Here is a 24897-nt window from a genome sequence, read left to right as displayed (position 1 = left end):
GGATTCGGCGCGGATTCGGCTTCGGCTCGTGCCGTGCGGTGTCCTACCCATTCCAGCAGCGCGGCATCGCGGATCGGGGAACGCGTCGGGGGACGGCGGTGTGTCGGGGGCGTCGCGTGGGTGGGTACCGAGGATCCGCGCCGCGTCCACCCGGCACGCCCCGGGGTCGGCGCCGGGGGTTCGCCGGGGTGTCCGGTGCCGGGGATGCCGCCGCGGCGACCCCCGGCCGACCGGCTGCCGGGACGAGTTCGGGAAATCTACCGTCGAGACATGACCAAGAAGCGCACGGCATCGCCCGACGGTGCCCAGTCCCGGTTCGCCATGCCTCTGCCGGCCAAGCACCGGTTCGCCAAGCCCTCGTTCGCCAAGCCCTCGTTCGCCAAGTCTCCGTGCGCCAAGTCTCCGTTCGCCGAGCCCCGTTTCGCCGAGCCCCCTTTCGCCCGGCCGTCGTTCGTCCGGTCCACCGGTCGCCGGATCGTGGTGGGCCTCGCCCTCGCCGGGCTGTTCGTGGTCCCCCTCGCCGGCGGCGCCCGGGCCGACGCCCCCGCCGCGCCGGACTCCGTCGCCGCCGCCCCCGACGCGCGCGGACGCGGCACGCTCGTGGACGTCGTGGACCTGCGTACCGTGTCCGCCGCCGAGGCCGCGCGGGCGCTCGCCGACGACGGATGGGACGCCGGCGCGATCCACGACGACGTCGTACTGCGCCGCCTCGTCTACCGCACCGTCGACGCGCACGGCCGCCCCACCACCGCGACCGGCCTGCTCGCGCTGCCGGTCCACGGCGAGCGGCGGCTGCGCGTGGTGTCGTACACGCACGGCACCGAGCTGTACCGCGGCGACGCGCCGTCGACCAGCGACGAGACCTGGGGCATCGCACCGGCGCTGACCTACGCCTCGGCCGGTTTCGCGGTCACCATGCCGGACTATCTCGGCCAGGGCGAGGGGCCCGGCCCGCACCCCTGGATGGACATTCCCTCGGAGACCACCGCGTCGCTCGATCTGCTGCGCGCGGCCCGCGAGTTCGTCGGCCGGCACGGGCACACGACGGCGCGCGAGGTGTACGTCAGTGGTTTCTCGCAGGGCGCGTCGGCCGCGCTGGGGCTGGCTCGGGCGCTGCAATCCGGTGCCGATCCGTGGTTCCGGGTAGGCGCGATCGCCCCGATCGGCGGCGCGTACGACTTCGGCGGTGTGCAACTGCCCGCGCTGCTCGGCGGCCAGTTGGCCGACAAGCCGAGCGTGCTCTACAGCGCCCTGCTCCTGGTCGCCTACAACCGTCTGCACCACATCTACGACAGCCCGGCGGACGTCTTCCAGAGCCTGTACGCGGACACCATCGAGGGCCTGCTCGACGGCTCGCACCGGGACGACGAGATCCTGAAGGCGACCCCGAACTCCGTCGACGAACTGCTGACCGAAGGGGGCCGGGCGCTGCTCACCCGACCCACCGGGGCACTGGCCGCCGCGTTGCGGGAGACCGATGCGGTGTGCACCGACTGGCGGCCCCGGGTGCCGGTCCGGCTGTACGCGGCGGCCGGAGACGACGAGGTGGCGCCCGCCAACACCGCGCACTGCCTGGCGGCGATGCGGGCCAAGGGTATGGACGTCCGGGTGACCCGATTCGGGGCGGATGTCGACCACGCCGGCTCGAATCGGCTGGGCACCGCCGCCGCGCTGCGCTGGTTCCGGGAACTGGCCGGTCGGGCAGGGTGACGGCGCGGGCCGCCGTCGCGTGGGGCCCGGGCCGTTACGCCTGGCCCGTTTCGAAGCGCGTGATCAGGCCGTCCTCGACCGTGAAGCGCCAGGCGGTGCGCATCTCGCCCCAGGTGTCGTTGCGGTAGTCGACGACGAGCGATCGTCCGCCGTCGGCCTCGGAGCGCACGTTCATGTGCCCGTTCGACGAGAAGATCTCACGATCCACCCAGTCGTCGACGTCACGATCCGTCCCGTCGTCGGACATGGTCGCCCCGGGCGCCATCAATGCCACGAAGGCGGCCTTGTCGTGTGCGTTCACGGCGGAGACGAAGGCTCCGACGATGGGATCCGACAGTTTCCCGGGGGCGATGGTCACGACAACCTCCTGAACGGCAAACGGTCGGTGGCGGAAGCGCCACCGGCGCCCGGTACGAGTCCCCCGACGACCCGGCCCGATAAACCCGGCACACCCGCAGGGATTCGACGCGGGACCCGCTCCCGGGCTTCGGCCCGGGAGCGGGTCCGCCCGGGGAGCGGCACCGTGGGAGTGACGGGAAAGCAGTCGATCGGATGGCTCCGGGCGGTACGCCGTTTCGGGTGAACGCGGCACTCGTTAACCGTCCATGACCGCACCGGCATCGCTGGACGAGGCGCTCAGCAGCCTCATCGACGCCATCGAGGACACCCTGGACCGCCTGGATCCGCAGGCCGTGCCGCCCCCGGAACCCGTCGCCGCCCCCGTGCCCGCTCCCGATCCGTTCGCCGCCGACCACCTCGCGCCGCTCGGGTACCTGGACCCGTCCGTCGACGCGGGCGCGCTGGTCCACGCACTGCGGCACGCCCTGCATCGGGCGGAGCCCGGATGATCACCGGATATCCCGGTTGATCCGAGGTGTTGCCTCCCCTCGGCGTCCCGGCGAGGGGCGGATCGGAGCCCCCTGGAGCCGCGGCCGACACCCGTCGAAAAAATCTTCGGCGAGGGTGTCATGTAACCCGCGGGTCGTGGCGTTACTCGTGCGACGCCAAAGTACGGAGGCTCCATGTCGAGAAGCATGGCCGCGGATTTCGAGGAGTTCGCGCACGCGCGCAGCGGACAACTGCTGCGTACCGCCTGCCTGCTCACGGGAGACTGGCATCTCGCCGAGGACCTGGTCCAGGAGACCTTCGGAAAGTTGTTCCCGGTGTGGCGCCGGGTGCGGGTCATGGACGCACCCATGGCCTACGCGCACACCACGCTGGTACGGACGTATCTGTCCGCCCGCCGCCTCCGGCGCTGGTCGGAGCGACCCGCCGGCGACGTGCCGGACCGGCAGTCGCCCGACGGGACCGACATCGAACTGCGGCTGACCCTTCTGGAGGGCCTGGACCGGCTGTCCCCGAACGATCGGGCGGTGCTGGTGCTGCGCTACTGGGAGGACTACTCGATCAAGGACACCGCCGACATCCTGCGCATCGCGCCCGGCAACGTCCCGGTCCGCGCCAAACGGGCGCTGACTCGCCTGCGGGCGCTGCTCGGGAGCGAACTGCGGGACCTGGCGGCGACATGCTGACCGACCCCACCGCTTCCCCCAACCCCGGCGATCGCGATCGAAAGGACATGGTGGCCGTGATCACCGACGAGGACTTCGAGCGGTACGAGCGCGACCTGCCCGCGGCGCTGAGCTCCGCCGTCGAGGACTTCCCCGCGCCCAGTTCCGACCTGGTGGCGCGATCGCTCGCCCGGGGCCGACAGCGCCGGCGGGCCCGTACCCTGCGTCGGTCGGCACTGGCCTTCGTGCTGGTGGCGGCGAGCGTGGGGGGATGGGCCGCGACGGACGGCGGATTCGGGCTTTCGTCGGATTCGGCCGACCGGACCCGGCTGCCCTCGGCGGCCGACGTGCGCCGGGATCTGGTGCCGTACCTGATGAAGGCGCTGCCCCCGGAAGGGGTGCTGACCGATGCGGAAAGCCGTTTCGAGGCCGACGCGCCCAAGGTGCTCCGGACCGAGGCACAGGTCTCCGGGACGTATGCCACGGCCGCGGGCAAGTCGTCGCTGGTCGTGTCGATCTCCCGACCGGTGCCCGGCAGCCGTACCGAGCTGGGAAGTTATGCCTACTGCACGGGAGTTCGCCCGGACAACGAGTGCGTCCGGGTGGTGCAGCCCGAGGGCGGCGCACTGACCGTACGCAAGTCCACGAAGGAGCCCGGGAGTCCGGACGCGGAGTGGAGCGTCGTACACACCCGGGCCGACGGAGCGATGGTCGGGGTCCGCCTCTCCGGGGCGTACGACGACGCCGGAGAGCCGGCGGGCGTGCCGACCATGAGCATCCAGCAGATCACCGAGATCGCCCGCAGCCCGGTCTGGGCACCCGTGATCGCCGTGGAGCCGACGGCCGCTGAGCAGGTGTTGGGCCTGGTTCCGGCTCTGCTGCCGGACGCGGTGCGGCTGGAAGCCCGCGACGGGGACTCGCGCAGCGGCGAGTTCGTCGTGCAGGCCGCTACCGGCCGTCATCTGTTGACCGTCCGGGTGGATCCGACTCCGCTCGGCGGGTGGCAGGGTTGCCCTCCGGGCGCACTGGCGTGGACCTGCGGTGAGGTGACCCTGTCCGACGGGAACCGGGCCCTGGCCGCTCTCAATCGCACCGTGGACGAACGGGTCGTGCCCCTGAGCCTCACCGTGTACCGGCCGCACGGGCTGCAGATCCGGTTCGAGGTGGACGCGCCATCCGCCAAATCCACTCTCGTCTACGGCGAACTCGCCACGGGCACCACGGGGTTGGACCTGGAGATGCTGAAGGCGATGGCGGCCTCGGCGCGCTGGGACGCCCGCTGACGACACGCGCCGGTCGTCGCCGACCCGCGCGCTGACCACCGAACCGCCCATGTGACATCCCGCGTTGTCCCCGGCGCCGACTCGATGCCGGGGGTGGGTTCCGCGCTGCCCGAAATGGTGTGCCGCCCCGGTGATCGCGGCCGTCCGTACCGCCGAACCGGTCGGCGACACCCGAAGACGCCTCGGTCCGCGACCGGCGCCCCGCATTCGACTTCCCGAGGTTGACGAGACCGCTCATGATCCTGCCCATACCCCCGAAGCACCTGCGCAGATTCGTCCCCGAGATATCGCGGTTCGCGGTGGTGGGCGGGGTCGGCTACAGCGTCGACGTGGTTCTGTTCAACGTCCTGCGCGCGCTCTTGGACGTCTCCGCCCTGCCCGCGAAGCTGGTCTCGCTGAGTGTCGCCACGATGGTCGCCTACCTGGGCAACCGGCGGTGGACCTACCGCGAGCGCACCGCGTCGGGCGCCGTGCACGACGCGGGTCGGCAACTGTTGTTGTTCATCGGCTGGAGCCTGGGCGGTCTGGTCATCCAGGTCGGCTGCCTGTGGGTGTCGCGGCACGTCCTGGGCTTCGACAGCCTGCTCGCGGACAACATTTCCGGCAACGTGATCGGAATGGGCCTGGCCACGGGGTTCCGCTTCTGGGGCTACCGCACCTGGGTCTTCCGCGCTGCGACCGACACCGCTCCCCTCCCGGCCGACGTCCGTCGAGACGCGACCCAGGGTCTGCGGTGAACGCCGCGGCCCTGGTGATCGCCCTCGCGGCCACGCTCGCCGGATGCGGGCACCTGGCGTGCGCGAGCGGTATGCGCCGCGCGGTGGACGTCGTGCTGTTGTGGCTGCTGCTGACCACGGCCCAACTGTCCGCGCTGACCCTGCTGGTCGGCGCCCTGCTGCGCCGACTGGACGCGGTCCCCCTGTTCGTCGCCGCCCTCGTGGTCGCGGCGGCGGAGATCGCGGCGACCCGGCGGGCCCGCGTCGACGGAGAGCGCCGGCGGGGCCGGGACCTGGTCCGCGCGCTCGCGCCCCGGGTGCGGCGGTCGTGGCGGCATCCGGCGGTCGGCGTGGTGGCGTTGCTCGTGGGTGCGCAGTACTGCTGGCGGGGCGCGCTGGCCGTGTTCCTGGGTCCGCTCGACTACGACGGGCTGTGGTACCACCTGCCCGGGCCGGGGATCTGGCTCCAGCAGGGGTATGTCGGCCACACCCCACAGGTGTTGTGGGCCGACGTGTATCCGCAGGGGCAGGAACTGCTCACCGGGTTCAGCGGCGCGTTCCTCGGCGACACCCGCCTGGGCTGGGCGTCCGGACTGCCCTTCCTCGCCCTGGGCGCGGTCGCCACCGCCGGGATCGCCCGCACCGCCGGCGCCCGGCGCGCACACGCGACGCTCGCCGGGCTCGGGATCCTCGCCGTCCCGGCAGTGTTCCTGGAGGCGTCTACCACCTACGTCGACTTCGGGACGACGGCCACCGCCCTCGCCTCGCTGCACCTGACGCTCGGCCTGCGCTCGACGGTGGCGGCGGCGATCACGCGCGGCGTGGACCCGAAGCGCGCGCTGCGCCGCCAGGTGTGGTGGATCGGGATCGCGCTCGGGGTGGCCGTCGGGGTCAAGTCGTCGAACCTGTTGACCGCCGCGATGGTCGGCGTGCTGGTCGTGGTGCAGACCGGGTACGTGCTCGCCGACGTGCGCCGGGGCGCGCCGTCCGGGCCACCGCGCGGTCGGGTCGCCGGGCTGCGGGGGGATGCCGCCGCGCTGGTCCGGGAGGCCGTGCCCAATGTGGCGCGGCTCGGCCTGCCGATGACGGCGCTGGGCGGCTACTGGTATGTGCGTACCTGGATTCGCTACGGCAACCCGTTCTACCCGTTCAGCATGTTCGGCTTCCCGGGCAGGGGCACCGTCGACGAGTTGATCATCCGGACCACCATCTCGCCGCTGGTGATCGGGGAGGGGAAGGCGCGGGCCACGTTGCACTCGTGGCTGCTGGATCGGGAGCGCTTCGCCTATACGTACGACCAGCAGCCGGGCGGGTTCGGGTTGCAGTGGATCTACCTGCTGCTGCCTGTCCTGGTGGCGGGCCTGGTGGTGTTCGGGGTTCGGCGGCGCTTCGATCTGCTGTGGGGGCTGGTGCTTCCGGTGATCGTGTGGGGGATCGCGTCCCCGGCGCCGTGGTGGGCGCGCTACCAGTTGATCGTGCCGGCCCTGGGCTGTGTGGGGCTTGCGGTGGTGCTGACGGCGCTGGCTGAACGCTCCGACCGGGTGCGCGGGGGGCGGGTGGCGGTGCCGATGTCGGCGCGACGGGTACTCGCGGGGCTGCTCGCGGCGGTGTTCGTGGGGACCACGGCGGTGTCCATGTGGTGGGCGACGCAGCCGACCAACACCTGGACGGGGGACCGCTACGGGGCGCATCGGGCGAATGTGCGGGAGGCGGTGGAGCTGATGCGGGATCCGGACCGCGACCGGCGGATCCTGCCCACGGCCGCCTACGCCGGGCTCGACCGGGTGCCCGACGGTCGCACGATCGCCTTCACCGACTTCACCCGGGCGGACTTCCTGTACCTGATCATGGGCGAGCACGGACAGCGGCGGATCACCAATCTGGGCGAGCCCCGCGATGTCGCGGACTTCACCCGCCGGTTGCGGGCGTCCGGCGCGCAATACCTGCTGCTCGGTGTCGGCAACGGCGACCGGGACCTGCTGCTCGCCGTGCTCGGCGACCGCGGGCACTATCGGCCGGTGGTGCGCGGGAACGGCGGGATCGGTTGGTTCGGCGGCGGGTTCGGCGGCGCGGAGTTGTTCGAGGTCGGCGACTTCACCCGGGACCTGTGTGCGAACCGCGAGCCCGACCTGGCGGTGACCGCACGGGACCCGGGCACTGTGGCGGTGGTGCTCCGGGACGCGTGCGGGGCGCCGCTGTTCGAGGTGGACGTGGTCCTGCTCGGTGCCGGCGGGGAGGTCGCGCGGGTCGTGACGGGGGCACGGGGCGAGGCGGTGCTGCGGGTTCCGGATCCGGTGGCCGGGCAGCCGGTGCGGGTGCGGTTCGCGGGCGACGGGTACTACGGCCCGGCGGAGGCGGCGGTCGGCGGTTGAGCCCGAACGGGCCGGGTGCGCCCGCCGGTTCGGGGCCCCGGCCGGTTGCGGCGACGCGGGGCACCCCGGTACGGGTTCGGGTGTTCGGGTCAGGCGAGGGCGTTCGCGGCGAGCCATTCGTGGGCGAGTACGGACCAGATCTCGGTGTTCTGCCATGCGCCGCGGTAGAGGTGGTTCTGCCGGAGCGTACCCTCGCGGGTCATGCCGAGTCGTTTGGCCACGTTGATGCTCGGCGCGTTCTGGTCGGACACCTGCCACTCGACGCGGTGGATGCCCCGCTCGCGGATCGCCCAGTCGATGATCACCCGCGATCCGCGCGTGGCCAGACCGTGCCCGGCGGCGGCCGGCTCCAGCCAGCAACCGACTTCGCAGGTGCGGGCGATCGCGTCGAAGGTCCGGAAGAGCACGCCGCCGACGAGAAGGCCGTCCAGCCATATGCCGTACAGCCGGCCGGTGTCCGTGGCGGCCCTGTCGGCGTACGACTGGAGCCATGCTCGCGCGCCGGCGAGGTCGGCGGTGGCGTCGGCCAGGCCGATGTGCAGGCCGACGAACTCCCGGCCGCGATCCATGTGGGCCAGGAACTCCTCGGCCCGCCAGGGCTCCAGCGGGCGCAGCTCGGCACCGTCGCCCAGCGATATCGCGAACATCGTCGTCCTCCACGTTGGCCGTTCTCGATCACCGTGATCTTCGCACGAGGGGCTCGGCCCGCCGCTCACCCCCGACCCGCCGCCTCGTACACCACCCGCCCGTCCACCACCGTCAGTTCCACCGGGACCTGCGGCAGCGCCTCGACCTCGACCCGCAGCGGGTCGGCCGCGAGTACGCACAGGTCGGCGACCTTGCCCGGTTCCAACGAGCCCTTCCACGTCTCGGCGCCGTCCTGGCGGGCGGGGGTGACCGTGTACGCCCGCAACGCTTCGCGCACGGCGAGGCGTTGCTCGACGCCGCAGACCGAGCCGTCGACGCCGGCGCGGGTCACCGCCGCGACCACCCCGCGGCGCCAGTCCGGGGTCAGCACGGGAGAGTCCGAGCTGAGGCAGACGTCGACGCCCGCGTCGAGCGCGTCGCGGGTGGGACACATCCGGGCCAGGGTGTGCGCGCCGAGCGTGTCGTGCAGCAGGTGTCGGGTCGCCACCGCGATGCCGGGCTGGGTGTTCAGGCCGATGCCGGCCGCGGCCATCTCGGCGAGCGTCGCCGGCGGCAACAGGTCGCCGTGGATGAGGTAGTGCCGGGCCGGCCGGGGGTCGTCGGCCTGCGCCGCGCCGAGCGCGGAGACCACGGCGGCGGAGGTGCGGTCGCCGGTGGAGTGCACGCCGATCTGGTGCCCGGCGGCATGCGCGGCGCGAATCATCCCGGTCAGCCGGTGTAGCCGCTGCTCGGCCGAGTCGCCGTCGATCAGCAGCGCGCCGTGCGTACCGTCGGGGTAGGGCTCGCACACCCAGGCACTGCGCATCGGCGGGATGCCGTCCGCGAAGATCTTCACGCCGGCCACCCGGAACCAGCCCGACACCTCGGCGGGGGCGGCGAATTCGCGCAGTCCGGCGGTGAAGGCGTCGGCCGAGCCGGGACCGTCCAACTCGCCGAACAGGAGCAACGCGGTGACCCGGGCCGCGAGTTCGCCCTCGGCGGCCAGTTGCGCGTAGTCGGCGAGCGCGGCGGAGCCGAAGCAGCCCGTTTCGCCGCCGTCCTCGCCGGGGCCCAGGCCGGGTTCGGTGTAGCTGGTGACGCCGAGCGCGGCCAGCAGGTCGCGGGTGCGCAGGATGGCTGTGCGGCGGTCGGCCGAGGTGCGCAGCGCGGGCGCGGCCGGCGGCGGGGTGTCGGCGGCGCCGGCGGTGAGCGCGTCCATCAACAGGTGCGGCCACATCGCGCCGAGCCAGACCCCGTGCAGGTGCGAGTCGTTGATGCCGGGCAGCACCGCGCGCCCGCGCAGCGGGATCTGCCGGGTGCCCGGTCCGATCAGTGGGGCGACCTCGTGGTCGTGGCCGACCCGGACGATCCGTCCGGCCCGCACCGCGATCGCCTGCGCCAGATGGTCGCCCTCGTCGAAGACGTGTACCCGTCCGCCGGTCAGGACCAGATCGGCGGGCGCGTCGTCGGCGGGGGCGGCCGGGCGGCGGGCGTTCCACGATTCGCGGTTGCGCACCTTAATTCCTCCTGGGATCTGGACAGGCCCTGCGAGAGCCCATACCGTACACGCAATCAGATACGATTTGCGAGTCGATTGGGAGGCATACGGTGCCCTTGCATCCGGAAGCCCAGCAGATCATCGAGCGCACTCGGATCGGCGAATCCGGCCCCGCCCCCCTTGCCCTCGACGCACAGGCCATGCGCGAGGGCTTCGCGCAGACCTGGACCATGCCTGCCGACCTGCCGGCGGTCGGCGCTGTCGAGGACAGCACGATCCCCGGGCCCGGCGGCGACATCCCGGTCCGGATCTACACCCCCGAGGGGGCCGGTCCCTTCCCCGCGCTCGTCTGGTTCCACGGCGGCGGCTGGACCATCGGCTGTCTGGACGAGAACGAGTACGCCTGTCGCACCGTATGCGCCGGCGCCGAGACGGTCGTGGTCTCGGTCGACTACCGGCTGGCCCCGGAGAACCCCTACCCGGCCGCCGCCGAGGACTGCTACGCCGTGGTCCGCGCACTGCACGAGGAGGGCGCGCGCCGGTCGGTGGACGGCGACCGAATTGCCGTCGGCGGGGAGAGCGCCGGCGGCAACCTGGCCGCGGTGGTCGCGCTGATGAGCCGGGACCTGGCCGGCCCGCCGATCGCGCTCCAGGTGCTGGTTTCGCCCGTGCTCGGCCATCCCGACGACGGGCGGCCCTCCTACCGGGACTTCGCCGACGGCTACTTCCTGTCCAAGGCGAGCATGGACTGGTTCTTCACCCAGTACCCGCGCGACGCCGCCGACCTGACCGACCCGTACCTGCTGCCGCTGCGCGCCGACGATTTCTCCGGCCTGCCGCCGGCGCTGGTGCTCGGCGCCGAATACGACGTGCTCCGCGACGAGGGCGAGGAGTACGCGCGGGCGCTGGCCGCGGCCGGCACCCCGGTCGAGGTGGTGCGCTTCGACGGGCTCATCCACGGCTTCTTCGGCCTGCTCGCCACCGACCTCACCGACGCACGGCGCGCGCACGACCTGGTGATCCGCGCGCTGCGGGACACGTTCGACGGGAGAGCGCGGTGAGTACCCACAGCCCGGCCGGCGCCGAACCCGTGTTGCGGCTGCGCGAGGTGGACATCGACCGGGACGAGATCCCGGTGGTGCGCGGGGTCTCGCTGGACGTGGCCCCCGGCGCGGTCACCGTGCTCCTGGGCGCCAACGGCGCGGGCAAGACCACCCTCATGGACGGGATCGCCGGCCTGGTGCGCACCACCGCCGGCACCATAGAACTCGCCGGCCGCCCGGTGCAGAAACTGCCCGTGTACAAACGCGCCCGGGCCGGCGTCGGCTACGTCGAACAGGCCCGCACCATCTTCCGCACTCTCACCGTCGAGCAGAACCTCCTGGTCGCCCGGGCCGGCGCCGGCGATCCGGAACAGGTCTACCGGCTCTTCCCCGAACTGGCCCGCCGGCGCACCCTCCAGGCCGGCCACCTCTCCGGCGGTGAACAGCAGATGCTCGTGCTCGGCCGCGCCCTGGTCACCGACCCCAAGGTGGTCCTGGTCGACGAGATGTCGCTCGGCCTGGCCCCGCTGATCGTGCGCCGACTGATGCGCGTGGTCGGCGAACTCGCCGCCTCCGGCCTGGCCGTACTGCTCATCGAACAGTTCGCCAACCTCGCCCTCGACGTCGGCACCCACGCCTACGTGCTGCGCAAGGGCCGCATCGTGCACGACGGCCCCTGCGCCGACCTGCGCGGCCGGCACGAGCTACTGCACGAGTACTACTTCGGCTCGACCACCCCCGACCCGGCCGAGCCGGCGCCCGCCGACAACGCCCTCGACCCACACCCGCTCGACACCCCGATCGGCGGTGGCACCCGATGAAGTCCCGGGCCGCGAAGACCCTTTCGGACCTGGTCGACCCGCGCCGCGTGGCAATCGGCATCGCGCTCGCCGCCCTGGCCTGCGTGGCCGTCCCCGCGATCCTGTCGCCCTACTGGCTCTACCTCGCCATCACCAGCGTGATCGGCGCCGTCGTCATGCAGAGCTACGGCGTGATCGTCGGCCGCGCCGGCGTGATGTCCCTGTGCCAACTCTCCTTCGCCGCGATCGGCGCATGGGTGGTGATGCGGCTCAACCTCGCCGACGCCCCCGGCGGGCTGATCGTGTGGGTGATCCTCGGCGGCCTCGCCGCCGCCCCGGTCGGCATGCTGATCGGCCTGCCCGCGCTGCGGGTACGCGGGGTCAACCTCGCGGTGATCACCTTCGGCGCCGCGGTGTCCACCGACATCGTGCTGGGCGCCAAGCAGTTCCCCGGCACCGAGGAACTGAAAACGGTGGCCCGACCCGCCGCCTTCAGCACCAACGCGAACTACTTCGTGCTCGTGGTGATTGTCTTCACCGTGATCGCGTTCGCCCTCGCCGCCCTCGACAAGACCCGACTCGGCCGATCCTGGCTGGAGTTGCGCCACTCGGAACGCATGGCCGCCTCGCACGGCATCTCGGTGGCCCGCAGCAAACTCGCCGCGTTCGCGATCAGCGCCTTCGTCGCCGGGGTCGGCGGCGGCCTGATGGCCGGCCAACTCGGTCTGGTGGTGGCCGGCAACTTCGCCATGGGCCAATCCGTCACCCTGTTCGCCATCGCCATCCTCATCGGCCCGCACCACCCCGAAGGCGCCCTGATGAGCGGGGTGTTCGGGGCCGCCATGGCCACCATCCTGGAGAAGGTCCGACTGCCCCAGGACCTCGGCGGCATCGTCTTCGGCATCGTGCCGATCTTCGCGCTGCGCAGCGGGATGAGCCAGACCGACTTCACCCGCAACCGCAAACGCCTGGCCAAGGCCCGCAAACTACGCGATGCCGCCCCGGTGGCCGACCGGGAACGCGCCGACGCGGGCCCGCCCGCGGAGCGCACGGTCGGCGCCCCGGCCCGGCCCATCGGCACCGGGCCCGCCCTCGAGGTCACCGGCCTGACCGTGCGATACGGCCCGGTCACCGCCCTCGACGCGGTCGACCTCACCGTGCCCGCCGGCGCCGTGGTCGGCCTGATCGGCCCCAACGGCGCGGGCAAGTCCACCTTCATCTCCGCCGTCGGCGGCTTCCTCGGCACCCTCCCCGGCACGGTCCGCCTCGACGGCGTGCCGATCGACCGACTCGCCCCGCAGGTACGCGCCGCACGCGGCCTGCGCCGCACGTTCCAGACCACGCTGATCGCACCCGAACTCACCCAGTACGAATACCTCGACATCGGCGCCGGCCGCCGCCTGGACCGGGCCGAGGCCGACGAACTGCTCGAATTCTTCGGCTGTCCCGTCGGCGACCTGCCCGTCTCGATCGTCGACGCCGGCACCCGGCGCCTGCTCGACGTCGCCGCCGCGATCGCCGCCCGACCGGCGGTGGCCCTGCTCGACGAGCCCGCCGCCGGCCAGTCCGCCGCCGAATCCCGGCGCCTGGCCGAACGACTGGCCCGGGTGCCCGAACGCTACGGCGTGTCCGTCCTGTTGGTCGAACACGACATGGAACTGGTGCGGGTCGCGTGCCGCGAAGTCACCGTCCTGGACTTCGGCCACGTGATCGCCGCCGGGCCCACCGAACAGGTCCTGCGCGACCCGGCGGTCACCGCCGCCTACCTCGGCAGCTCCGAAACCCCCGACGGCGCGGTCCCCCCGACCGCGATCGTCACCCCGACCGGCTGAACCCCGACCGCCCGACCGTCCCCCGGGGCCGGCGCCCGCTCGCGCCGCCGACCCGGATCCCCCCGGCATGCCTTCGACCGGATCGACCCCGTGCCGATCCAACCCCCCACGAAGACAAGGACGTTCCCATGAAGCGTTCCCTCGTGCGCCGACCGGCCGCGGCCGTGCTCGCGCTCGCGTTCACCCTCGCCGCGACGGCCTGCGCCGCCGACGACGGCAACGACGGCGGCTCCACCAAAGGCGCCATCAAGGTCGGCTCGATCAATGGAATCACCGGGCTGTTCCAGACCCCCGAGGTCCCGCAGGCGGTCAAGGCCGTCTTCGACGAGGTCAACGCGGCCGGCGGGATCAACGGCCGCAAACTCGAACTGATCAGCAAAGACGACGCGATGAACCCGCAACGCTCCACGGAGAACGAGGTCGAACTCGTGCAGTCCAAGGGAGTGGTCGCCCTGGTCGGCTCCTCCAGCGCGGTCGACTGCGGGGTCAACCGCGCCGCGTACAAGACCGCGAAGATCGTCTCCATCCCGGCCGTCGGCGTCGACCCCGCGTGCTTCAACAGCCCCGACATCGCGCCGGTCAACCCCGGTCCGTTCAAACTGCTCACCGCGATGCTCTACTACGCCTCCGAGACGCTGCACCACGACAAGGTCTGTCTGTACTACACGACCCTGCCCGGCAGTGGCGGCGGCATCAGCGACGCGGTCAAGGAGTGGGAGACCCTCACCGGCAAACAACTCGCCGCCAAGGACACCGCCGTCGGCGAAGGCGATCCCACCCCGCACCTGATCGCCGCCAAACAGGCCGGCTGCCAGGCCGTGCTCTACAACGCGCAGGTCGGCCCCTGGTTCGCCCAGGCGCAGACCCAGGGCATGCAGAACGTCGACTTCATCATGGGCGCGAACAGCTACACCGACGCCAACGCCAAGCTGGTGCCCTCGGGCATGCGGGCCTACGTCGGCACCGAATGGCAGCCGTACACCGACACCACCCTGCCGGGCAACGCGCGCTGGGCCGAACTGATGGACAAGCGCGGCATCCAGCGCACCGCGTTCAGCCAGGGCGCGGTGATGGCCGCCGACGTCTTCGTCCAGGTGCTCAAAGGCATGAAGGGCGACATCACCCGCAAGACGGTCACCGAGGCGTTCAAGAAGATGAGCCCGATCGACTACCCGATGGTCGGCTCCCCCTGGGTGTTCGGCCCCGACGACAAGCACAACCCGGTCCAGGGCAGCCGATTCGTCAAGGCCGTCGACGGCAAGTGGCAGGTACTGCCCGAAGGCTTCATCGTGCCGGGCAAGAAGTAGCCCCGCGCGGATCGCCCGAGAACGAGGTGTCGACATGCTGAACTCTGTGATCGCGGGCCTGAGCAGCGGCGGCGGCTACGCCCTGCTGGGACTGTGCGTGGTGTTGACCTACCGACTCGTGGCCGTGGTGAACTTCGCGATGGCCGCGGTCGGCGCGATGGGCGCCTTCACCATGGTGTCGCTGACCGACGACGGCCTGAACGTGTGGCCGGCGCTGTTCCTGGGCGTGGCGGTCAGCGCGGCGCTGTCCGGTGTGCTGGGCGCGGTGCTGATCCGCTGGTTCGGCGAGCACAACGAACGCACCAAAGCCGCGGTGACGGTGGCCGTGTACGTCGCGGTCATGGCGGTGGGCCTGCGGCTGTTCGGCGCCACCTCCACCGGCGCGCGCCGCTTCCCCGCGCCCTTCGACGGGGCGGTGTTCCGGATCGGCGACGTGGTCGTGTCCTGGGCCGTGGTGGTCTCGCTCGCCTTCGCGGTGGCGATCACCGTCGGCGTCGAGGTGATGTTGCGCCGGACGCTGGTCGGGCTGCGCCTGCAGGCGTTGTCCGAGCGACCCGGCACCGCCCAGGTGGTCGGCATCTCCGCGCCGCGCCTGGCCACCGCGGTGTGGGTGGCGATCGGCGCGCTGACCGCGCTGGTGATCATCCTGGTCGCGCCGCGCCTGGGCGGCGACTTCTCCACCCTGGGCAAGCTGATCGTCACCGCGCTCGCCGTCGCCATGGTCGGCGGATTCCGCAATCTGCCGCTGACCCTGGGCGGCGGGCTGCTGCTCGGCTGCCTGGAAGGCGTCTCCGCCTCCCTGAGCGAGGTGCGCGAATACCGCGGCGTCATCCCCTTCCTGGTGATCCTGGTGCTGCTGTGGTGGCGCAGCCGGCACGAGGTGTGGGACACCGCGCACAGCCGATGAGCCGGACCCGATGCGCGCACAGTCGATGACACACAGAACCGGAGAGCGTTGATGATCATGGGAACCCGGGCCGTCCCGGACGGCTCCACCCGCGCCGCGGTGTTGCGCGCGCACGAGGAACCGCTGACCCTGGAGGAGATCGGGCTGCCCGAACGCTGCGAGCCCGGCGCGGTGTTGGTCCGGATCGGCTGCGCCACACTGTGTGCCACCGACGTGCACCTGTGGCGCGGGGCGATGAGCTTCCCGGGCATGTTGCCGATGGTGCTCGGCCACGAGATGACCGGCACCGTCGAGGCGGTGGGGGTGGGCGCCACCGACGCGCTCGGCCGGGTGTTGCGGGTGGGCGATCGCATCGGCTGGTCCGAGTCCACGTGCGGGACCTGCTACGCCTGTACGGTGCTGCGCCGGCCGGTGGGGTGCGTGGATCGGGGCTATGGATTTCGCCAGCGCGCGGACCAATGGCCGTACGCCACGGCCGGGTTGGCCGAGTTCGCCTATGTCGGGCCGCGCGCGGAGAAGGTGGTGATCCCGGAAGACGTGCCGGATACCTGGGCCGCGTGCGCGGGATGCGCGGTCAAGACCGTGCTGCACGCGTTCGACCGCGCCGGCGGGGTGCGGCCCGGGGCGTCGGTGGTGGTACAGGGCGCCGGGGCGCTCGGCATCGTGGCCGGGGCGATGGCGCGGGCGAGCGGGGCCCGGACGGTGATCACGATCGGCGCGCCCGATGCCCGGCTCGACCTTGCCCGGGAGTTCGGCGCGGACCTGACCCTGGGCCTGGCGGTCGACGCGGCCGAGCGGCGCGAGGCGGTACAGGAGGCCACCGGGGGGCGCGGCGCGGACCTGGTGTTGGACCTGGCCGGGGCACCCGGGGTGGGCGCGGAGGCGGTCGATCTCGCCGCGTTCGGCGGCACGTTCGTGATCGTCGGCAGTACCGGTCCCACCCCGGAGCGGTTGCCGCTCGGGACCGTGATGGGCAAGGAACTGAACGTCGTCGGCTCGCTCAACGGCGATGTCGGCGACTACCACCGGGCCGTCGAGTTCCTGCGCGACTTCCGTGACCGGTTCGCGTGGGATCGGCTGTTCGCCGCTCCGGTCGGGCTGTCGGGCGCGACCGACGCGCTCGCGGCGATGCATCGGCAGGAGCAGGTCAAGGCGGTCGTGCACCCCTGGCTGCCGTGACGTCCCGTATCGTCCCCGAGATCGATGGCCCGCGAGGATGTTCGCGGTGCCGAAAGGACCATTGCAATGGGTGAGACTTCGAAGGACTCGGCGTCGGCAGGCGCGGAGCCGGTGGTTGCGGCGTCGGAGGCCGGCGGGCGGAGTGCGGGCTCCGACGCGATCGTGCCGCGGCGTCGGTTGGGTGCGGACGGGCCGCAGGTGCCGCTGTTGTCGTTGGGGTCGTGGCACACCTACGACCGGATGGACTTCCACGACGCGGTGGACCTGGTCACGCAGGCGGTGGAGTGGGGGGTCAACCTCTTCGACGTCGCGGTGTACGGGATTCCCGGGCAGCGGCCGGTGTTCACCGACGTGTTGTTCTCGGCGATCGTGCGGGCGGCGGGACTGGCCCGTACGGACTACCAGTTGTCGACCAAGATCTGGTTGGAGGGGTATCCCGCGCAGTCGTTGCGCGAGCAGGTGGAGCGGGCGATGTTCCGGGCCGGGACGGATCACGCCGACCTGGCGATCCTGGGGGACATCCGGGATCCGGATCTGGATCTGGCCCGACTGGCTGGGGATCTGGCCGAGTTGGAGAAGAGCGGGTTGATCGGGCACTGGGGGGTGAACAACTGGTCGGCGACCGCGATTCGGACCATCGGGGGGCACGCGCTCGCCGCCGGGTCGCCGGGGCCGCAGGTGGCGCAGCTCAAGTACAGCCCGTGCCGGCGCTCGATCGCGGACGGCGCGCCGTTCGCGGAACTGTTCGCGGCGGGGCTGTCGTTGCAGGCGTCCGATGTCCTGGAGGGCGGGATTCTGGCGGGCAGGGTGGCGCCGGCGCGGGAGATCGGGCGGGATCCGGGTGGGGTGCGGGAGCGGATCATCGCCTCCGCGCCCGGGATCGCCGAGGTGGCGGCGGATCTGGGCGCGACGGCGGCGCAGGTGTGCGTGGCGTTCGCGCTGTCGCATCCGGCTACGGCGAGTGTGCTGTTCGGTGCGACGAAGGTCTCGCAACTGGCCGACAATATCGGGGGGTTGCGGCTGCTTGAGCGGGTCGGGGCGACGGCGTTGCGGGCACGCCTCGTGCCGTTTTACGCGGACCGCGAGGTGGTGTCCCCGGAGGGGCCGTGAGCGTTCGGCCGACGTTGGGTGTCGGTTGACTTGGGTTGGCCTCAAGCGCCGGCCGGGCTGAAGGGGGGAGTCCGGTCGGCGTTTGGTGTTGGTTGGGTTGGGTTGGCCTCAAGTGCCGGCCGGGCTGAAGGGGGGAGCCCGGCCGGTGATTGGGGGTTGGTTGGGGTGGGGTGGCTTCGAGTGCCGGGCTGGGGTGAACAGGGGAGCCCGGGCGGTTTTGGGTGCCGGTCGGGGGGCAGGGTCAGGTGCCGGAGGCTGCCGGGTCGATGATGTCGGCGTCCACCCAGATGTCCGCCAGGGAGTCGCGGAGGGTGGTGCCGTGTTTGGTGACGAGGTCCAATGCCTTGAGGTTGTCGTGCCATTGGGACATGCGGCTGGCGCCGAAGAGGACCGTGGCTACTGCCGGGTGGGTGAGGCAGAAGGCGATGGCCAGTTGGGCGGGGGTGGCGTCGAACTCGGCTGCCGCGTGGGCGAGTTTTGGGTAGACCTCTCGGATGCGGTCGCGGAGGTTGCCGGGGTCGGCGCCGATTTTGCGCTGTGGGTGCAGGTTGCCGGCCAGGATGCCGCCCTCCAGGACGTCGGACGCCTGCAACGCCAATCCGTCGGCGAAGAGTTCGGCGAACGGCGCGCCCTCGGCCACCGCCCGGCGGGCCGGGCTGTACTTGAGTTGGGCGAACGTCGGCGGGGTCAGCCCCTCGGCGGCGGCGAACCGGCGGGCGGTCCACACGTCGCGTGCGGACCAGTTGTTGACGCCCCACGCGGTGAACCGGCCCGCCGCGATCTGTTCGGCGACGTCGGCGACTACGGCCGGGATGGGCAATTCGCCGAAGAAGTCGCCGACCACGACCAGGTCGGCGCGATGTGTGCCGATCCGGTCCAGGGCGACGTCCAGTTGCTCGGCGAAGCCCTTCCTCGGGTATTCCCAGAGCCAGAGTTTGCCGCACAGCAGCCAGTCCTCGCGGGCCACGCCCGCCTCGCGGACGGCCTCCCCGAAGATCAGGTCCGTGCGGGCGTTCTCCGCGTGCGGGCCCATGTCGTAGTGCGCGACGTCGAACAACTCCACGCCGTGCTCCAGCGCGTCCAGGATCAGCGCGACCGCGTCGGCGGGACGCATCCGGTCCCACGTGTTCCACGAGCCGAGGCCCAGGACCGGTACGTCGGGGCCGTGCGCGCCGAGGCGGCGACGGGGCACGGGACTGCTGCCGGGGGAGCGCGTCACGGGTCCTCCACGAAGATCGGCATTGTTGATGGCATCGGTAATCATATAGCATTCCAGATACCAACTTCCTGCCCTCGAGGAGTTCCGCATGCCAGTTCCCTCGGACGCCCGGGCCGCGGTCGATCCGGCTCCCATCGTCGATGTCGCGATCGGATACATGGCCGCCAAGCAGCTGTTCGCGGCCGGCGAGGCCGGACTGTTCGCGGCCCTGGCCGACGGCCCCGCGCCGCTCGACGAGATCGTCGCCCGTACCGGACTGCCCGCGCGGACCGCACTGATCCTGGCCGACACCATGGTGGGCCTGGGCCTGTTGGAGCGAGGCGACGCCGGCTACGCCAACTCGCCCGCCACCGCGCACCATCTCGCCGGCTCGGGGGAGGGCGTGGACCTGCGCCCGTTCCTGACCTTCCTCGACGGCGTCAGCTACCCGCACTGGCTCGGCTTCGGCGAGACCTCGCGCACGGCCCGCCCCGCCCCGCTCGACCTCGGCGGCGACCGGCTCGGCACCTTCCTCGGCGGCGTGATGACCTACAACGCGCTGCACGCGGCGATGCTGGTCCGGTGCTACGACTTCGGCGGCCACCGGCGGGTCCTTGACCTGGCCGGGTTGTCCGGCTCGTTCCTGGCCGAGGCGTTGCGCGCGCACCCCGGGCTGTCCGCGACGTTCATGTCCGACGGCGACCTCGTCGGGCACGCGGAGAACACCCTGGCCGCCGCCGGCGTCGAGGACCGGGTCGAGGTGACCGGCGGCGATCCGCTGTCCGGCGAGGTGCCCACCGGATTCGACCTGGTGCTCCTCGAACACGTGGTGCACCGCTTCGACCCCGAGCACAACCGGCGGATCGTGGCTGCGGCGCGCAAGGCCGCCGAGCCCGGGGCCCGGCTGCTGCTGCTCGACTTCTTCCTGGAGCCGACCGGGACGCCGCGCCTGATCGACACGCTGCACGCCGGGGAATACCTGGTCATCGACGGCACCACCGTGTATCCGCGGGCCGAGGTCGAGGAATGGCTCGTCGAGGCCGGCTGGCACCCGGTGGACGTGCTCGAACTGCCCGGCAGCCCCCGGGTGATCGTGGCGGAGGCCCGATGACCGCCCCGGACGCGCGGCCGGGCCGGGTGGTCGTGGTCACCGGCGGCGCGAGCGGGATCGGCGCGGCCGTCGCCCGGGCCTTCGCCGAGGGCGGCGACCGGGTCGTGATCGCCGACATCGACGCCGCCGCGGCGGACAAGGTCGCCGGGGAGATCGGCGGCACCGCGGTCGCGATGGACATCACCGACCCCGCGTCGGTGGCCGCCGCCCTGGATCGGGTGCTCGCCGAGGTGGGCCCGCTCGCGGTCCTGGTCAACAACGCCGGCCTGGTCGCGGGCGGCGGCCTCCTGGTCGACCTGCCGATCGAGGTGTTCGACACCGTGGTGGCGGTCAACCTGCGCGGCACGTTCACCGTCACCGCGGCGGCGGCCCGCCGGATGATCGCGGAGGACGCGGGCGGCGTGATCGTCAACATCAGCTCGATCGGCGCCCGGCAACCCACCGCCGGCCTCGGCCACTACGAGGCCACCAAGGCCGCGGTGGACGCGCTCACCCGTACCGGCGCGATCGAACTGGCCCCGCACCGCATCCGGGTCAACGGCGTGGCGCCCGGCCCGGTGCACACCCCGATGACGGCCGGCCTGATGGACGACCCGCAGGCCCGGCAGGCGTGGGAGTCCCGGATCCCGCTCGGCCGCATCGCGGTCCCCGAGGACGTCGCCCCGCTCGCGGTGTTCCTGGCCTCACCCGCCGCCGCGCACATCACCGGCACGATCGTCCAGGTCGACGGCGGCCAACTGCTGGTCTGAGCCCGGCCACGGCGACCGGGCGCACCCGGCCCCGGCGACCGGGAGCCGCCCCCGGTCGCCGTGCCGCCGGCCGCGCGCGGGCGGACACGCCGCTCGGGTGCGGACGGCCGGCGCCCGGGCGCCGATAGACTCGCGCCTCATGCATACAGACCTGTCGTCCGCCGGTGCCTGGGTGCCGCCGCGCGATGCTCCGGGAGATCGCGCGGGAACCGGATCGTGGTAGAGACCTTCGCGAGGATCGTCGTCGTCGTTCCCACCTACAACGAGCGGGAGAACCTGCCCGTTCTGGTCGGCCTGCTCGCGGATCTGGGCCTGCCGAACCTGCACGTGCTCGTGGTGGACGACAACTCGCCCGACGGGACCGGCGAGGTGGCGGACAAGCTCGCCACCGAGTCATCGGGGTTCGTCGGGGTGTTGCACCGCAAGGACAAGGACGGGCTGGGCCGCGCCTACGTCGCCGGGATCACCCGCGCGCTGGACGAGGGCGCCGACGTGGTGATCCAGATGGACGCCGACCTCTCGCACCCCGTCGCGGTGATCCCGACCATGCTCGACACGCTGCGCACCGGCGACGCCGCCGTGGTGATCGGCTCGCGGTACGTGCGCGGCGGCTCGACCGCCGCCGAGTGGGCCTGGTACCGCAAGCTCCTGTCGACGTGGGCGAACCACTACGTCAACGCCATCCTGCGGCTGGGCGTGAAGGACGCCACCGCCGGCTTCAAGGCGTGGCGGGCGTCGGCGCTGCGGGCGATCGACCTGCCGTCGATCCACAGCAACGGCTACTCGTTCCAGGTCGAGATGAACCACCGCACGGTCAAGCGCGGGCTCCGGATCGTCGAGGTGCCGATCCGCTTCGAGGAACGGGCCGAGGGCGCGTCGAAGATGAGCCTGGCCGTGCAGATCGAATCCGCCCTGACGCCCTGGAAGCTGCGCTTCGGGCGCAGGGTCGGCTGACGGCGCGACCTCGCTCCGGCCGCGGCCGGCGTACCCGGGCCCCGGCCGAACCGGCCGGGGCTTTCGGCGCCGCGCGGCCGGTTCGACCGGGGCTTGGACGTTCCGCTACGGCGTCCCGGTCTTGGCCTGGTGCAGGGCCGCCGCGGTGGCGATCTTGTGGGCGCAGGCCGCGCGTTCGATCTCCCCGGGGTCCGCGCCGGCGCCGATCAGGTCGAGCAGGTGCTCGTGTTCGCGCACCGAGGTGCGAGCCCGGCCGGGGACGTAGGTGAAGGTCGAGCGGCGCATGTGGTCCAGGCGGGCCCACTCGGATTCGAGCAGCGCGTTCAGGTGCCGATCGGGGCAATGCGCGTAGAGCGAGAAGTGGAACCTCCGGTTGAGCGCGGTGAACGCGGTCGGGTCGAAGTCGGCCAGCGCCTCGATCATCCGGTCGTTGATCGCCCTCGCCTCGGCGATGTTCTCGGGGCTCATCAGCGGCGCCGAGATCGCCGTCGCGTAGCCCTCGAGGCGGGCCAGCACGTTGAGCGAGTGCTCGACCTGCGAGCGGTCGAACACGGCCACCCGGGCGCCGACATTGCGGACGATCTCCACCAGGCCGTCGGACTGGAGCCGGCGCACCGCCTCGCGCAGCGGGATGGTGCTGACTCCCGCCTCGCGGGCGAGCTGGTCGAACACCAGCCGGTACCCGGGGCCGTAGGTGCCGTCCAGGATCCGGCCGCGCAGCAGCTCGTAACACATCTCCGACTTGGACGACTTCGACGCCTTGCTCGCGGCGGTTGCCTTTGCGGGGCTCAACTACGGTCTCCTCAGTCTCGACCGGATACGGTCGCGGGCCGGGACACGGTGTCCCGGCCCGGCGTCATCCGGTGCGCGCGGTATGCGGCGGGTGGGTCAGCGGCCGACGACCGACACGGCCAAACCCTGGAAGTTGGGGCTGACCAGGACGCCGTGGTGGTCGCCGGTCACCACGACCATGCGTGATCCGGCGGCCGCCGCGACCAACACGTCGATGTCCCGGGTCATCGGGTCGTCGGTGCCGACCACGAACCACGGCGGGGTGTGGCCGGCCCATGGCGTGGGCTCGAAGGGTGTGCTCCGCAGGCCCTCGACACACGTGACCAGCCCGTCGGCGCGGTCGCCCTCGGCGCGGATCAGGCCCGCGATCATCCCGGTGAGCGGATCGGCGGTGGTCGCCTCGCCGCGTACGACGCGGCGCAGTTCCGCGACGTCCACGGCGGCGAACGGCTCGACCGGGCTCATGCCGCCGAACGCCACGCGACCCACCCGCTCCGGCGCGCGTTCGGCCAATGCCCAGACCAGCCGGGCGCCGAGGGAGTAGGCGATGATGTCGACCCGCTCCGCGCCGTACGCGTCGAGCACGGCGAGCAGATCGTCGACGGTGGTGTTCGCGTCCGCCTCGTCGCCGCTCGTCGGGGCCGGACTGGCGCCGTGTCCGCGCAGGTCCGGCGCGATGACGGTGCGGCCGGCGTCGATCAGCGCCGTCACCATGCCCGTCTCCAACCAGGAGCGGCGGGCGTCGGAACAGAACCCGTGCACGAGCAGCACCGGGGGTTGCTCGGACTCCCCGACCTCTTCGGAGGGCCCGGCGCTCGGATAGGTGGTGACGGCGAGGGGCTGCCGCTGGCGCATCCTACTTCTCCACTCGACTATTTCGGATACGATTTCGGATCTTACACCAGGGGTGGACACTCACGGCGGGGACCCCACCTGCGGCGATGTGTCACGAGCGAACGAGAAGCCGTCGGCGCCGACCGTCACCTCCGCCTCGTGGTTCTCCTCCCGGGCGAACACCGGCTGCGGGTTCCCGGCCAGGTCCAGCACGGTGGACGCCTCCGCGTACCAGGACGGCACCACCGGATTGCCCCACCAGTCGCGCCGCTGGTTGTCCCGCACGTCCCAGGACAGCACCGGGTGGTCGGGATCCCCGGTGTAGTAGTCGGTGGTGTAGATCTCCACGCGGTGCAGGTCCGGATCACGCACGTAGACGTAGAACGCGTTGGACACCCCGTGGCGCCCCGGACCGCGCTCGATGTGCGCCGACCGGCGCCGGGCGCCCAGCAGATCGCATACGTGCAGCACCTGGCCGCGCTCGTGGGTGCTGAACGCGATGTGGTGTAGCCGGGGACCGTCGCCGCCGGTCAGCGCGATGTCGTGGACCGTGTCCTTGCGGTGCAGCCAGGACGCGTACAGCGTGTCGTCCGCGCCCCGGATGTCCTCGGTCACCCGAAAGCCCAGGTCGCGGTAGTAGCGCTCGGCCCGCGCCACGTCCGGCACCACGATGTTGAAGTGGTCGAGCCGGGCGATCGCGCCCGCGCCGTGCAGGTCGTAGCTCTGATGCAGGCGCGGCACGTGCTCGGCTGCGTAGAAGAACTCCAGCGGGAACCCCAGCGGGTCCAGCACCCGTACCGCCGGGCCGATGCCCCGGGTGGCGCCCGCCGCGCGGCGCTCCACCGGTACGCCCAGGGCCCGGTAGTAGCGCTCGGCCGCGTCGACCTCCCCGGGCGAGCGCACCCGGTACGCGAGCGCGGCCAGCGCCGGGCTCGCGCCGCGACGCAGCACCAGCGAGTGGTGCAGGTACTCCTCGAAGGCGCGCAGGTACACCGCGTCCTCGTCCTCGTGGGTGACCACCAGACCGAGCAGGTCGACGTAGAACTCCCGGGACGCGGCGGGGTCGGTGACGATCAGCTCGGCGTAGGCGGCCCGGACGATGTCGGGCGGGGGTATCGCCCCCGGCTCGGGCACGGGGGCGGGGGTGCCGGGGCGGACGGTGGGCACGGGGGGCGGGGGCGGAACGGCGGGAGTGGGCATGGGGGCTCTCCTCCTGTTCGACGCGCTGTTCGGTTGAGAGGTGGTGCGGAAGCCGGTGTCCTGGGGTCGTGCGGAACCGGCTTCGAGAGCTGTGCGGAACCTAGCAAGCGAGCGACCTGCGCGGATACGGTCGAGCACGAACCGACGGCCGAATCGCGCGGGGT

23 protein-coding genes are annotated in these 24897 nt (G+C 72.2%); 16 read left to right on the top strand and 7 right to left on the bottom strand.

Features of this window, described 5'->3' with window-relative positions; translation table 11 throughout:
• The first annotated feature begins 270 nt into the window (after positions 1-270).
• Entirely contained in the window at positions 271-1710 is a 1440-nt protein-coding gene (locus ACH4XV_RS22790; protein WP_395792558.1) for a lipase family protein, read from the top strand.
• A 34-nt stretch (positions 1711-1744) separates the two neighbouring features.
• On the opposite strand, the gene ACH4XV_RS22785 is transcribed toward ACH4XV_RS22790, so the two are convergent.
• A complete protein-coding gene (locus tag ACH4XV_RS22785) occupies positions 1745-2068 on the bottom strand; it encodes a nuclear transport factor 2 family protein (protein WP_395792556.1) in 324 nt (107 codons plus the stop codon).
• A 247-nt stretch (positions 2069-2315) separates the two neighbouring features.
• Between ACH4XV_RS22785 and ACH4XV_RS22780 the strand changes: the two genes are divergently transcribed.
• The 5 genes from ACH4XV_RS22780 to ACH4XV_RS22760 all read left to right on the top strand — a co-directional run bounded on the left by ACH4XV_RS22780 (position 2316) and on the right by ACH4XV_RS22760 (position 7592).
• Entirely contained in the window at positions 2316-2558 is a 243-nt protein-coding gene (locus tag ACH4XV_RS22780) for a hypothetical protein (protein ID WP_395792554.1), read from the top strand.
• A 174-nt stretch (positions 2559-2732) separates the two neighbouring features.
• On the top strand, positions 2733-3242 hold the full coding sequence (locus ACH4XV_RS22775) for a SigE family RNA polymerase sigma factor (protein ID WP_395792552.1): 510 nt from the start codon (positions 2733-2735) through the stop codon (positions 3240-3242).
• A gap of 56 nt (positions 3243-3298) precedes the next feature.
• A complete protein-coding gene (locus tag ACH4XV_RS22770; RefSeq protein ID WP_395792550.1) occupies positions 3299-4504 on the top strand; it encodes a hypothetical protein in 1206 nt (401 codons plus the stop codon).
• A gap of 236 nt (positions 4505-4740) precedes the next feature.
• Positions 4741-5241 (top strand): GtrA family protein, encoded by a 501-nt coding sequence (locus tag ACH4XV_RS22765; RefSeq protein ID WP_395792548.1) that lies wholly within the window; start codon positions 4741-4743, stop codon positions 5239-5241.
• A complete protein-coding gene (locus ACH4XV_RS22760; RefSeq protein WP_395792546.1) occupies positions 5238-7592 on the top strand; it encodes a hypothetical protein in 2355 nt (784 codons plus the stop codon). Before ACH4XV_RS22765 ends, ACH4XV_RS22760 begins: the two co-directional genes overlap by 4 nt.
• A gap of 89 nt (positions 7593-7681) precedes the next feature.
• Here the strand turns inward: ACH4XV_RS22760 and ACH4XV_RS22755 are convergent, their stop codons facing one another.
• Together ACH4XV_RS22755 and ACH4XV_RS22750 are read right to left on the bottom strand one after the other, a co-directional pair.
• Complete coding sequence (locus tag ACH4XV_RS22755; RefSeq protein WP_395792544.1) at positions 7682-8239, bottom strand: GNAT family N-acetyltransferase; 558 nt, start codon at positions 8237-8239, stop codon at positions 7682-7684.
• Positions 8240-8304: 65 nt separating this feature from the next.
• The gene (locus ACH4XV_RS22750; protein WP_395792542.1) at positions 8305-9735 is read right to left on the bottom strand and encodes an amidohydrolase; all 1431 of its coding nucleotides are present in this window, start codon (positions 9733-9735) and stop codon (positions 8305-8307) included.
• Between the two features lie 92 nt (positions 9736-9827).
• On the opposite strand from ACH4XV_RS22750, the gene ACH4XV_RS22745 reads away from it, so the two are divergent.
• From ACH4XV_RS22745 to ACH4XV_RS22715, 7 genes are all read left to right on the top strand, one after another.
• Positions 9828-10778 (top strand): alpha/beta hydrolase, encoded by a 951-nt coding sequence (locus ACH4XV_RS22745; protein WP_395792540.1) that lies wholly within the window; start codon positions 9828-9830, stop codon positions 10776-10778.
• Positions 10775-11581, top strand: a complete 807-nt coding sequence (locus ACH4XV_RS22740; RefSeq protein ID WP_395792538.1) for an ABC transporter ATP-binding protein — start codon at positions 10775-10777, stop codon at positions 11579-11581. Before ACH4XV_RS22745 ends, ACH4XV_RS22740 begins: the two co-directional genes overlap by 4 nt.
• Complete coding sequence (locus ACH4XV_RS22735) at positions 11578-13392, top strand: ATP-binding cassette domain-containing protein (protein WP_395792536.1); 1815 nt, start codon at positions 11578-11580, stop codon at positions 13390-13392. Before ACH4XV_RS22740 ends, ACH4XV_RS22735 begins: the two co-directional genes overlap by 4 nt.
• A gap of 128 nt (positions 13393-13520) precedes the next feature.
• Positions 13521-14699 carry an ABC transporter substrate-binding protein gene (locus ACH4XV_RS22730; RefSeq protein WP_395792534.1) on the top strand — a complete coding sequence of 393 codons (1179 nt, stop codon included), beginning with the start codon at positions 13521-13523 and terminating at the stop codon, positions 14697-14699.
• 34 nt (positions 14700-14733) lie between these two features.
• Positions 14734-15606: a branched-chain amino acid ABC transporter permease gene (locus ACH4XV_RS22725; RefSeq protein WP_380034171.1), complete on the top strand. Its 873-nt coding sequence runs from the start codon at positions 14734-14736 to the stop codon at positions 15604-15606.
• A 51-nt stretch (positions 15607-15657) separates the two neighbouring features.
• On the top strand, positions 15658-16785 hold the full coding sequence (locus ACH4XV_RS22720; protein ID WP_395792532.1) for a zinc-binding dehydrogenase: 1128 nt from the start codon (positions 15658-15660) through the stop codon (positions 16783-16785).
• Positions 16786-16851: 66 nt separating this feature from the next.
• Positions 16852-17895: an aldo/keto reductase gene (locus ACH4XV_RS22715; RefSeq protein ID WP_395792530.1), complete on the top strand. Its 1044-nt coding sequence runs from the start codon at positions 16852-16854 to the stop codon at positions 17893-17895.
• 241 nt (positions 17896-18136) lie between these two features.
• On the opposite strand, the gene ACH4XV_RS22710 is transcribed toward ACH4XV_RS22715, so the two are convergent.
• Positions 18137-19114, bottom strand: a complete 978-nt coding sequence (locus tag ACH4XV_RS22710; RefSeq protein ID WP_395792528.1) for an aldo/keto reductase — start codon at positions 19112-19114, stop codon at positions 18137-18139.
• 88 nt (positions 19115-19202) lie between these two features.
• On the opposite strand from ACH4XV_RS22710, the gene ACH4XV_RS22705 reads away from it, so the two are divergent.
• The 3 genes from ACH4XV_RS22705 (at position 19203) to ACH4XV_RS22695 (ending at position 21907) form a co-directional block, all read left to right on the top strand.
• The gene (locus tag ACH4XV_RS22705; protein ID WP_395792526.1) at positions 19203-20204 is read left to right on the top strand and encodes a methyltransferase; all 1002 of its coding nucleotides are present in this window, start codon (positions 19203-19205) and stop codon (positions 20202-20204) included.
• On the top strand, positions 20201-20953 hold the full coding sequence (locus ACH4XV_RS22700; RefSeq protein WP_395792524.1) for an SDR family NAD(P)-dependent oxidoreductase: 753 nt from the start codon (positions 20201-20203) through the stop codon (positions 20951-20953). The genes ACH4XV_RS22705 and ACH4XV_RS22700 overlap by 4 nt, the downstream gene beginning before the upstream one ends.
• Positions 20954-21169: 216 nt before the next feature.
• Entirely contained in the window at positions 21170-21907 is a 738-nt protein-coding gene (locus ACH4XV_RS22695; protein WP_395792522.1) for a polyprenol monophosphomannose synthase, read from the top strand.
• Positions 21908-22012: 105 nt separating this feature from the next.
• Here the strand turns inward: ACH4XV_RS22695 and ACH4XV_RS22690 are convergent, their stop codons facing one another.
• The 3 genes from ACH4XV_RS22690 to hpaD all read right to left on the bottom strand — a co-directional run bounded on the left by ACH4XV_RS22690 (position 22013) and on the right by hpaD (position 24733).
• Complete coding sequence (locus ACH4XV_RS22690; RefSeq protein WP_235619224.1) at positions 22013-22699, bottom strand: GntR family transcriptional regulator; 687 nt, start codon at positions 22697-22699, stop codon at positions 22013-22015.
• Between the two features lie 96 nt (positions 22700-22795).
• The gene (locus tag ACH4XV_RS22685) at positions 22796-23554 is read right to left on the bottom strand and encodes an alpha/beta fold hydrolase (RefSeq protein WP_395792520.1); all 759 of its coding nucleotides are present in this window, start codon (positions 23552-23554) and stop codon (positions 22796-22798) included.
• 60 nt (positions 23555-23614) lie between these two features.
• Entirely contained in the window at positions 23615-24733 is a 1119-nt protein-coding gene (hpaD, locus tag ACH4XV_RS22680) for a 3,4-dihydroxyphenylacetate 2,3-dioxygenase (RefSeq protein ID WP_395792518.1), read from the bottom strand.
• Positions 24734-24897 lie beyond the last annotated feature (164 nt).

It is taken from the genome of Embleya sp. NPDC020630 (genome assembly GCF_044334985.1).
In the GTDB taxonomy this organism is placed as follows: domain Bacteria; phylum Actinomycetota; class Actinomycetes; order Streptomycetales; family Streptomycetaceae; genus Embleya.
Note: the sequence above shows the minus strand (reverse complement) of the source record. Positions and strands in the feature narration are given on the sequence as shown.

What these genes read in the sequence shown, in the direction of transcription:
- ACH4XV_RS22790 (WP_395792558.1), top strand. Translation starts at nt 271, where the DNA reads ATGACCAAGAAGCGCACGGCATCGCCCGACGGTGCCCAGTCCCGGTTC.
- ACH4XV_RS22780 (WP_395792554.1), top strand. Translation starts at nt 2,316, where the DNA reads ATGACCGCACCGGCATCGCTGGACGAGGCGCTCAGCAGCCTCATCGAC.
- ACH4XV_RS22775 (WP_395792552.1), top strand. Translation starts at nt 2,733, where the DNA reads ATGTCGAGAAGCATGGCCGCGGATTTCGAGGAGTTCGCGCACGCGCGC.
- ACH4XV_RS22765 (WP_395792548.1), top strand. Translation starts at nt 4,741, where the DNA reads ATGATCCTGCCCATACCCCCGAAGCACCTGCGCAGATTCGTCCCCGAG.
- ACH4XV_RS22755 (WP_395792544.1), bottom strand. Translation starts at nt 8,239, where the DNA reads ATGTTCGCGATATCGCTGGGCGACGGTGCCGAGCTGCGCCCGCTGGAG.
- ACH4XV_RS22735 (WP_395792536.1), top strand. Translation starts at nt 11,578, where the DNA reads ATGAAGTCCCGGGCCGCGAAGACCCTTTCGGACCTGGTCGACCCGCGC.
- ACH4XV_RS22730 (WP_395792534.1), top strand. Translation starts at nt 13,521, where the DNA reads ATGAAGCGTTCCCTCGTGCGCCGACCGGCCGCGGCCGTGCTCGCGCTC.
- ACH4XV_RS22725 (WP_380034171.1), top strand. Translation starts at nt 14,734, where the DNA reads ATGCTGAACTCTGTGATCGCGGGCCTGAGCAGCGGCGGCGGCTACGCC.
- ACH4XV_RS22720 (WP_395792532.1), top strand. Translation starts at nt 15,658, where the DNA reads ATGATCATGGGAACCCGGGCCGTCCCGGACGGCTCCACCCGCGCCGCG.
- ACH4XV_RS22715 (WP_395792530.1), top strand. Translation starts at nt 16,852, where the DNA reads ATGGGTGAGACTTCGAAGGACTCGGCGTCGGCAGGCGCGGAGCCGGTG.
- ACH4XV_RS22705 (WP_395792526.1), top strand. Translation starts at nt 19,203, where the DNA reads ATGCCAGTTCCCTCGGACGCCCGGGCCGCGGTCGATCCGGCTCCCATC.
- ACH4XV_RS22700 (WP_395792524.1), top strand. Translation starts at nt 20,201, where the DNA reads ATGACCGCCCCGGACGCGCGGCCGGGCCGGGTGGTCGTGGTCACCGGC.
- ACH4XV_RS22685 (WP_395792520.1), bottom strand. Translation starts at nt 23,554, where the DNA reads ATGCGCCAGCGGCAGCCCCTCGCCGTCACCACCTATCCGAGCGCCGGG.
- hpaD (WP_395792518.1), bottom strand. Translation starts at nt 24,733, where the DNA reads ATGCCCACTCCCGCCGTTCCGCCCCCGCCCCCCGTGCCCACCGTCCGC.